The sequence below is a fragment of the Ruthenibacterium sp. genome, from assembly GCF_017421385.1.
GTDB classification, from domain to species: domain Bacteria; phylum Bacillota; class Clostridia; order Oscillospirales; family Ruminococcaceae; genus Ruthenibacterium; species Ruthenibacterium lactatiformans.
In genome coordinates this window covers 19,678-28,678 of the sequence record NZ_JAFOIN010000001.1, presented here as the reverse complement: position 1 = coordinate 28,678, position 9,001 = coordinate 19,678, and the positions used below count along the sequence as shown (strand labels likewise).

Sequence of the window (9,001 nt, the reverse complement as noted above, 5' to 3'; positions counted from 1 at the left end):
TTTTCTCATCCCTGTCGGGTACACTCATTCTAGCAAGAGATTTTCCCGTCCGCAATACTTTCAAAGAAAGACGGGGACATTAAAAAAGTGCATCGGGGACAGGTGGTCAGATGGAAACAAAACGGCTCATTGAAACAGAAAACAGCATCCAGGAATTCACCGTACGGTTCTACGGCGGCACGGTAATGATCGAACAAAACCAGTTGCCGCTGGGGCAAATTTCCTGCGAGCTGCTGGATTATCCAGTGGAGGAGCTGCTTGCGCTGCATGATGAAGCCGTCAGGCTTTTTTCCATCGTGCGGGACTCCCTTTTTGCCCGGGACAAAGAAAAAAGCCCCGCGCTGGCCGCTGCCGTGCAGTGCCAGTTGAACAGGGCTTTGAAGCATGTGTATCCGCTTCCGCTGTTTTCTCTTTTGAATATTGACAGGGATACATACGGGACGATGCTGGAGGAGCTGTGCCGGAGTGCGCCGGAAGAGTTCCAGAAAGCCGTGACGCCGGGAACGCCGGAAAACGAAGCCCTCAGCTCCTTCTTCGGGAAGCTGTTCCGGCTGCCGGATGAACTTCTGTGCTTCCAGAGCTATGTTTCCACGATGCTGGACTTCTATTTCGAACCGCTGGGACGCAGGAACGCGGAGCATTATGCAGTGGGTGTTTACCGGTTCTTTTCCGATGCCGCCGCACAGGAGGCCCTGCGTGCCGCACTGCCGCCCTATCCCACTTTTGAGTTCCTGCAGAGCCGCCCGGCCATGACGGAATATGTGACGATGCCGGATCCTGTGCAGCCGGAAAAGTACATCCTTGCGGAGCGTGTTGTTTTCTCCAGCCTGGCCGATTTTCTCCACATGGATCTCTTCCGTGGCCTGATGCACGGAAATGTTCCGCGCCGCTGCCACAACTGCAGGAAGTTCTTCCTGCTGCAAAACGGATACGATGTGCGGTACTGCACCCGGATCGCGCCGGGAGAAACGAAGCGTACCTGCAGGCAGGTCGGCGCGCACAACAAGCAGGCGGACCGGGACAGCAAGACGCCGGTGCAGATCGAATACGAAAACACTTACAACCGTTTGAAAAAGCGGAAGGCACGCGGGAAGATTTCAACCGATGAATGGAATGCTCTGGTCGCCAGAGCACAGGACATCAGGGAGCAGGCTCAGCGAGGGTGCTTTTCGGATTTTGAGATGAAGAAGGCGTTTGACAAGATTTAGGGATACAATTGATTTAATACGTGTACGAGCATTATATGTTCTGAACATGCCAAAAAGGATACCGTACCCTGATATGCGCCTTATAGCCGAAGTGCCAGGCATTGCCTTTTTTCACCTGATGGGCATCCGAATCTCGCTTCTTTTCCTTATTCCTGGTAGAAGAAGGGGCGGAAATGATGGTGGAATCTACAATCGTTCCCTTTTTCAGAATCAGCCCCGCTCCATGAGTGCAGCAACTACATGAGCGAACAGCTTTCCCCGCAGCCCGTTCTTGATCAGCAAATTCCAAAAACGCCCCAGAGTATCCCCGTCTGGAACTTGGTTGCTGGAATCGATGTCACAGAAATCCGAAAATGGGCGACTGTCTATCGCTTCCGCAACAGTCGCCTCATCACTCAGGTCGTACAAGTTTTGCAGCAGGTACAGCCGCAGCATGATCTCCAGTGGATAAGGCTTATTGCCGCGCTCTCCTTTGTAATAACACGGCTGAATCATGGCAAGCCATTCCTTCCATGGGACGATCCGTTCAATCTGATTCAGAAATTCTTTTTCGTCCGCACCTGCGCCAGTTCATCGCTGAATGCGGAAATCGTCATCTGTTTATCCATATTTTTATATTATATCATTTTCGGCTGTAGTTGTCTCTTTTTTCTGTGCGGTATTGCCATAGAAAAAACGGTAGGCAACAAACATCCATCTGACAGAAAATTCTAGCCAGCAGAAAATATGTGAGATATTCAAAGTTCGGTACAAACCACAGCTGAGAGACTGGTTAAAGCTGTATACAGTTGCATTAAAGAATATAGCAAAACGTATGACGACCCGGTAGCGATTGCATCTTCCTGCTTTCACGTTTCCCAATCTGTGTACTACATATTTATGTGTTTTATATAAAACATATGACTGCCCTCTGTATAAATTTATTCTCTTATACAGGGGCGGTTTGCCTATTGTTTGCTTTTACTAATGGATCAATTCAACAGGCTCCGTGGACTTCTGTATGTGTGGTGGTTGGTCAGCATAATTGAAAAAGAGATTCTTCCGATAACGAAATCAGGAGGATAGCAGTTTTATGTCCTCACAAAGCTTACTCAAATAAGCGTCTAAGTCAGCAGTTTAAATTGCAATTTTCAAAATGGGCTGACGCTCCTGCTATTGAAGACGGGTGCGAAGGAGTTCCGCCAGTGCCACGGGATCGCCCTTGGCCGCATTGCGTTCCAGATCCCAGTTCAGGCTGCGATATTCTGTGCAGGATGGATCTCTTTGAAGAAATTCTTCAAGATCCTGAAGCATTGACAGATCCCAGACGCTGTCATCAATCTGTGCGGCAGTATAACGGCCCTGTTCAAGCATGGCAAAGCCGAAGAGGTCCTTGGCATGGGATTTGCGGGCCTGATCAACAGCATATTGCGCCAGATGGCTCGGAATAAACAAAACACCGCTGGATGTTCCCATCACCACGTCTCCGGGCAGGCAGACTGCCTGATGGATCCGGCAGGGCGTGTTGATGCCGACGGCAACACATTCCCGGATGGGAGTTGGGTCAACGCCGCGGTAGAAAATCTGAATGCCCTTTATTTTTTCCATCTGCTCCAGATCGCGCACACCGCCCCAGATCACGGCGCCGCCGGTTTTGGTCCGGGATGCAATGGCGGTCGTGAGGTTTCCGCCGACAAATGTACCGTTGTATATTTTGTCGAAAAGATCCGCTACAACGACGTCTCCCTCGGTGAGAGAATCCACCACCCATTGGTTGCAGGTCCCTTTCCATCCGCGCGCTGCACCCTCTGCCTTTACGGCGCTGGCCAGATCCGGACGTGTGGGCACAAATGTGCAGGTGACGGCGCGTCCCACCAGTTTCATCCCCGGGTGAAGGGCCTGAAGGCCTCCGGCATACTGAAAGGCATAGCCCTTCAGATACAGAGGCATCCAGATCTCCTCGAGCGTCATTTGCCGCAGAGCGTTCAGGACGTCATCCGGAACGCGGGGCCGTCCATCTTCAAAACGCTCGCCCGTCCATTGCGGTGTGAGAGCCAGGATACGCTCTCGTTCTCTGTATTCCAAGCAATCGCCTCCCCTTGTTTGACGTCCGGCCGTATCTGCGTCTGATACGGAGATAAAATACTGTTTTTCCAGGCGTCCTGCTCTTGTCTTGGCGCGGTTCAGTGCAGAGGGCCGGTGTATTCGATGTGATTGGCCAGAAGTTCCTCCACCAGCCGTTCGGCGTTTTCATAGCCATGTACGAGCGGATGCTCCACAAGTGCCTGTACGGCTTTGCGGCGGGAATGCTCACAGGCGGCTTCCACGGTCAACGTCTCATACGCCTTCACATGCTGTACGAGGCCTCGGATAGAGCCGGGGAGCGGCCCGTAGCTCAGCGGCTGCACACCGTTTTGGTCTACAAGGCAGTTGGTCTCTACGACGCTTTCAGCGGAAAGATCCGTGATTGCACCGAGGTTGGGATAGTTCACGGGCGTTACCACAGGCCCGGCTCCGGAAAGAGCCTTCATCAGCGTGGCCGCCACAGTGGAATAGTATGCGCCGCCGCGCATCTCCAGCGCCTTCGGCTTCTCACATACATCCGGCCGTCTGTAAATGGCGAACAGCTCGTCCTGTGTGCGCAGGATCTGTTCGCCGCGGGTACCCGGTCCGCCGGGCGCAGCTTCCGCCATCTCTTTCTCCAGCATCTGCTTTTCAAAGTAGTAATATTGCAGATACGGTGAAGGAATCATTCCCAACCGTTCGATCAGGCGTTCTACGCCGGGGACCTTGGGAATGTTTTTAACGATCTGAGAAGTGAACAGCTTGTTTTCGATCATCTGAGCGAGCACGGGCTTTCCGTCCAGGAAGACCTCCGTGATAAAGCTGAGATGATTGAGGCCGGCCATGCGGCAGTACACGCGGCTGACGTCTGCGTTCAGAAGACGTGCCGCATCTACGTGCATGTTGTACGGCACATTGCACAACCCCACACAGCGGATACGGGAACAGCGGTGAACAGCTTCCGTGATGATGCCCGACGGATTGGTGAAATTGATCAGCCAGGCATCGGGGCATATTTTTTCCATGCGGCAGACCAGATCGAGCGTTGCGGGAATGGTCCGCATGGCTTTGAAAAATCCGCCTGCTCCCGTGGTCTCCTGACCGATGAGACCGTATTTCAGGGGGATGCGCTCATCCTTGATGCGCGCTTGCAGAAGACCGACGCGGAACTGGCTCACCACGAAGCTGCTGCCGTTAAGCGCGGTGTCCAGATCATATTCCGTATAAATTTTGGCGCAGGACGCCTGCTTGTGAGCCATCCGGATGCCCATGGCGCAGACAGCATCCGTCCGCTGTGCGCCTTCCGGCAGATCGTACAGGGCGATCTCCAGAGGAGCAAAGCACTCCTCGCCAAGCAGCCCGTCGATGATCTCGGGAGTATAGCTACTTCCGGCGCCAATGATGGTGACTTTCATGACAACACTACCCTTTGATTTTTACAATGAGTTCGATCTCGACCGGAATATTTCCCGGAAGGTTGGATGTGCCCATCGCCGAACGGGCGTGCAGCCCGCGGTCACCCAGCACTTCCACCATCAGATCGGAAAAACCGTCCATCACGGCGGGTTGTTCGTAAAAATCCGGCTCGCTGCTCACAAGCCCGAACGCCTTGACAAGATAATCTACCCGGTCCAGGTCGCCGAGATATTCCTGAATGGCGCTGAGAAGGATCTCGCCGCAGATGCGGGCGGCCTTGTATCCGTCTTCCACCGTGAGCTCCCGGCCCAGACGGCCGGTGTAGAACGGCTCTCCCGTGACTTCATCCTCCGGGCCGTGCCCGCCGATGAACAGCAGGTCCCCGCTCCGGCGCAGCACGATATTGCCGCGAAGCCTGCGGCCGCTTTTCAAAATTTGCTCTTCCACATGGTTCATTGCGGGTCCCTTCCTTTCAGGTGCGGATTTTTGCCACGAGCTCTACTTCCACCGGGATATTGCGCGGCAAGCAGCAGGTGCCCATAGCGGAGCGGGCGTGCTGCCCTCTCTCTCCCAGAACTTCCACCATCAGGTCGGAGAATCCGTGCATCACCGCCGGCTGATCGAAAAATTCCGGACTGCTGGCTACGAGCCCGAACGCTTTTACCAGATACTCGATGCGATCCAGATCGCCCAGGTAATCACGGATGGCGGCCAGAAGGTTGATCCCGCACAGCCGTGCAGCCTGATACCCCTGTTCGACGGAGAGATCCGCACCGAGCTTTCCGGTGTAAACGGGAGTGTCCTCCGGAGTCGTTTGGTCGGTCGGGCCGTGTCCGGAAACAAACAGCAGGTCTCCGCACTGGCGGACGGCAACAACGCCTTTGCCGCGGCGGTCCTTTTTGGGAAGTTCGATGCCCAGCTGTTCCAGGCGCTTGTCAGTCTGACTCATAAATCTGCATCTCCTTTTTTGATGTGACGGCATGTTCGGATCAGCCTTTTACGGCGCCCATCGTCATGCCGGTGATCAGATATTTCTGGAAGTAAATGAACATTGCCACAACGGGAAGCGTTACCACTACGGTTCCCGCCATCAGGGGCCCCCACATGATATCCCGGAAACCGACCATCAGCGTGATGCCCACGGGAAGCGTGCGAAGCGCCGGGCTCCGGATGAGTGTGAGAGACATCATGAATTCCTGCCAGGCAAGGATGAACGAGAACAGTCCCATCGCGGCGACCGAGGGGGCCGACAGGGGAAGGACTACCCGGAAGATCGTTGCGAAAGGTCCGCAGCCGTCCATGGCGGCAGCCTCCTCCAATTCGAGCGGCAGGCCGTCGAAGTAGCTCTTCAGCATCATCGTTGCGAAAGGCACGGCAAACGTGCAGTAGGAAAGGACGAGCCCGATGAGGGAATCGATCAGCCCGAGCTGCGCGAACACCACGTAGATGGTAATGATCAGAAGCGGAAGAGGGAACATCTGCGTGAGAATCAGAAGATTGAAAACGACCTTTTTGCCGCGGAAACGGAAACGGGAGATCCCGTATGCCAGAAACGTGGCGACAAGCAGCGTGATCAGCGTCGTGCTGACCGCTACGGTCAGGCTGTTTCTCAGATACGTCCCGAAGCCGTAGTCAAACCACATGGATCGGTAATTCTCCAGTGTGATCTGCTTGGGGAACAGCGTCGGCGTGGCGGAAAACATTTCGTTTTTGTCCTTCAGCGAGGTGGAGATCATCCACACGAAGGGGAAAATCAGAAGCAGGGTGATGGCCGACAGGCTCACGTAGATTCCGGCCTTGCCCAGCAGTTCCTTTCTGCGTTTTGCTGTCATCGGTTCTGCGCCTCCTCTCTGCTGTTATAGATGATGTACAGAACCGCAAAGATGCCCACGACCAGAAGCCCGATCACGCCGACCGCGGCGGCTTTGTTGAGCTTGAAAAAGTTGAATGCCGTGATATACGTATACACGGGGATCGTCTGGGTCGCGTTGGAAGGGCCGCCCTTCGTCATGGTGTAGACAAGATCAAATTTGTTGAAAGTCCAGATGATTTCCAGCAGCACCGTCGTGATGCTCACATTCTTGATGCCCGTCATGGTGATGTGCCAGAATCCCTGCCAGGCGTTGCCGCCGTCGATCTTCACAGCTTCATACAGTGTTGTGTCCACAGACTGGAGCGCAGCCAGAAGCACGATCGTCACAAACGGGATATCTTTCCAGACGGTTGTGACCATGATCGACCCGAGCGCAGTGGCTGTGGAACCGAGCCAGTCCACGTTGTTGTCAATCAGGCCCAGAGCCTGCAAGATATGGTTTACGATGCCGTACTGGCTGGCGTACATCCATTTCCATGTCATGGCCGCGGCGATGCCCGGAACTACCCATGGAATCAATACCAGGCTGCGATATACGCCGCGCCCGCGGAAACTTTTGTTCAGCAGAAGTGCGATGCACAGTCCGATCGTATACAGCGCCGCCACGATGATGACGGTGGAAAAAGCGGAATTCCGCAGCGCTTTCCAGAAAATCTGATCGCTCAAAAGTTCCTGGTAGTGCTGCAACCCTACAAATTCTTCGAATTCCATGCTGCCGGAAGCCTGTGTGAAAAAGCTGGAGACGATGCCCCGAAGCAGCGGATAGATGAGAATAATGCCCACCAGCAGAAGCCCCGGTGCAATGAGCACGTAGGCGTACGCGCTCTGGCGGAACTTTGTCCGATTTCGTTTTGCTTTCATCTGCGTTTCTCCTGTCTTATGCACGGCGTCCGGCAAGTGCTCCTGTCGGTATACCGTCAAGCAATGCGGCGCGGCCGTTCACCCATACGTTTTTCACGCCGCTTGCCTGCGTGCGCGGGTTTTCTGCCGTAGCGCGGTCGGTTACCGTCTGAGAGTCGAACAGAACCATATCCGCGCAATATCCTGCTTGCAGCCGACCTCTTCCGGAGAGTCCGAACCGTCTGCAAGGAAGATCTGAGAGCCTCTGGATCATAGTTTCCAGAGGAAAGCGGTATTCCCGGGCCAGGCGGAGAAGCTTGGCAAAGGAACCCCAGGCACGGGGATGCGGAGATGTCCCGAGATGGATGGCATCCGAACCCACCATGTAATTCGGGCGGGACAGCAGAGCAAGCACATCCCGCTCAAACTGCCGCTGTACTTCTCCGCTCAGCTCAGGTTCGGGATCGTGGAATCCGATCACCAGTTTCTGGCTCAGAAGAAGACCGGCCACCGTCTGTCCCATGCTCTGCCCCTGTTCCCGGGCCAGTTCGCGGAAGGTCCGGCCCTCGAGGGAGCTGTCCTCGCCGGCATAGGCGATCACGCCGTCAAACAGGGGGAACTCGCGGTCGATGTAATCGGCGATACGCCTGCGCTGCTGAGGATCAGTCAGACGCTTCAGAATCGCGTCCACACCGCCCTCGCTGGCCCACGGAGGGACGAGCATAGGGGCATAAGACGCACCGTACGGGTACGGATACAGTTCCAGAGTGATGTCCAGGCCCTCCTGAATGGCGCGGTCGATCTTTTCCATGATTTTCTGCACGTGTCCGATCGTTTCTCCGCCGGTGCGGTAGTGCGAAAAGTGGAGCTTTACCCCTGACCGCCGGGCAATGTCCAGCGCTTCCTCCACCGCGTCGAAGCGCTCGCCCTGGAAGACCGTGCGCAGGTGCGTGACATATACGTCTCCCCGCTCTGCCATCGCGGAACACAGTTCAACAAGCTCATCGGTATTGCTGTATGCGCCGGGGAAATAGCTCAGTCCGGTGGAAAATCCCTTTGCGCCTTCGTCCAGCCCTTGGAGGAGAAGATCCTTGGCCCTGCTCATCTCCTGCGCAGACAGCTTCCGGTTTTCAAACCCGGCGGTTTCCAACCGGAGAGCGCAGTGCGGGACGAGAAACGCAGTGTTGACTCCCGTGTTTCCGTCCAGACGCGACAAATACTGCTCAACGGTGGAAAAGTCCAGCGTGACGTCGTCGAATGTACCGTCGATGCCCTTCAGGTATTTGGCGTAGGACGAAAGATGGTCCGGGCTGAGCGGCGCGTAGGAAAGGCCGTCCTGTCCCAGAATTTCGGTTGTGACGCCTTGTGTAATGCTGGAGGGCTGGCGTCCGTCGTGCAGAAGGATCATATCGGAATGCGTATGGGTATCCACAAATCCCGGACACAGAACGTTTCCCCCGGCGTCCAGCGTTTCGCGGGCGGGCGTCCGGTGTGCCGCCTGACGCCATATGCCGCTGATGCGGCCGTTGCGGACCGACAACGTTCCGGGAAATCCCGGAGTTCCCGTGCCGTCAATGATATACGCGTTTTGAATCAGTAAATCTTCCACACGGCTTATCCT

Annotated in this window: 8 protein-coding genes and 1 pseudogene; 1 reads left to right on the top strand and 8 read right to left on the bottom strand. The window is 55.2% G+C overall.

The genetic code is table 11. From position 1 onward, the window contains the following. The first annotated feature begins 110 nt into the window (after nt 1-110). Nucleotides 111-1,208, top strand: coding sequence for a DUF6076 domain-containing protein (locus IIY41_RS00125; RefSeq protein ID WP_287399073.1), 1,098 nt, complete (start codon nt 111-113; stop codon nt 1,206-1,208). A 64-nt stretch (nt 1,209-1,272) separates the two neighbouring features. On the opposite strand, the pseudogene IIY41_RS00120 reads toward IIY41_RS00125, so the two are convergent. The 8 genes and pseudogenes from IIY41_RS00120 to IIY41_RS00085 all read right to left on the bottom strand — a co-directional run. Continuing rightward, a pseudogene (locus IIY41_RS00120) lies at nt 1,273-1,804 on the bottom strand (IS5 family transposase); the annotation flags it as partial. A 556-nt stretch (nt 1,805-2,360) separates the two neighbouring features. Then, nucleotides 2,361-3,272, bottom strand: coding sequence for an RraA family protein (locus tag IIY41_RS00115; protein WP_205507192.1), 912 nt, complete (start codon nt 3,270-3,272; stop codon nt 2,361-2,363). A 98-nt stretch (nt 3,273-3,370) separates the two neighbouring features. Beyond that, the gene (locus IIY41_RS00110) at nt 3,371-4,666 is read right to left on the bottom strand and encodes a 6-phospho-beta-glucosidase (RefSeq protein WP_287399071.1); all 1,296 of its coding nucleotides are present in this window, start codon (nt 4,664-4,666) and stop codon (nt 3,371-3,373) included. Between the two features lie 7 nt (nt 4,667-4,673). Further along, a complete protein-coding gene (locus tag IIY41_RS00105; protein ID WP_287399069.1) occupies nt 4,674-5,123 on the bottom strand; it encodes a RidA family protein in 450 nt (149 codons plus the stop codon). Between the two features lie 16 nt (nt 5,124-5,139). After that, nucleotides 5,140-5,616: a RidA family protein gene (locus IIY41_RS00100; protein WP_205507189.1), complete on the bottom strand. Its 477-nt coding sequence runs from the start codon at nt 5,614-5,616 to the stop codon at nt 5,140-5,142. A gap of 40 nt (nt 5,617-5,656) precedes the next feature. Continuing rightward, nucleotides 5,657-6,499: a carbohydrate ABC transporter permease gene (locus tag IIY41_RS00095; protein ID WP_287399067.1), complete on the bottom strand. Its 843-nt coding sequence runs from the start codon at nt 6,497-6,499 to the stop codon at nt 5,657-5,659. Beyond that, on the bottom strand, nt 6,496-7,401 hold the full coding sequence (locus IIY41_RS00090; protein WP_287399065.1) for a carbohydrate ABC transporter permease: 906 nt from the start codon (nt 7,399-7,401) through the stop codon (nt 6,496-6,498). The genes IIY41_RS00095 and IIY41_RS00090 overlap by 4 nt, the downstream gene beginning before the upstream one ends. Before the next feature lie 16 nt (nt 7,402-7,417). After that, nucleotides 7,418-8,989: an N-acyl-D-amino-acid deacylase family protein gene (locus IIY41_RS00085; protein WP_287399063.1), complete on the bottom strand. Its 1,572-nt coding sequence runs from the start codon at nt 8,987-8,989 to the stop codon at nt 7,418-7,420. Between the last annotated feature and the right edge of the window lie 12 nt (nt 8,990-9,001).

What these genes read in the sequence shown, in the direction of transcription:
- IIY41_RS00125 (WP_287399073.1), top strand. Translation starts at nt 111, where the DNA reads ATGGAAACAAAACGGCTCATTGAAACAGAAAACAGCATCCAGGAATTC.
- IIY41_RS00110 (WP_287399071.1), bottom strand. Translation starts at nt 4,666, where the DNA reads ATGAAAGTCACCATCATTGGCGCCGGAAGTAGCTATACTCCCGAGATC.
- IIY41_RS00105 (WP_287399069.1), bottom strand. Translation starts at nt 5,123, where the DNA reads ATGAACCATGTGGAAGAGCAAATTTTGAAAAGCGGCCGCAGGCTTCGC.
- IIY41_RS00100 (WP_205507189.1), bottom strand. Translation starts at nt 5,616, where the DNA reads ATGAGTCAGACTGACAAGCGCCTGGAACAGCTGGGCATCGAACTTCCC.
- IIY41_RS00095 (WP_287399067.1), bottom strand. Translation starts at nt 6,499, where the DNA reads ATGACAGCAAAACGCAGAAAGGAACTGCTGGGCAAGGCCGGAATCTAC.
- IIY41_RS00090 (WP_287399065.1), bottom strand. Translation starts at nt 7,401, where the DNA reads ATGAAAGCAAAACGAAATCGGACAAAGTTCCGCCAGAGCGCGTACGCC.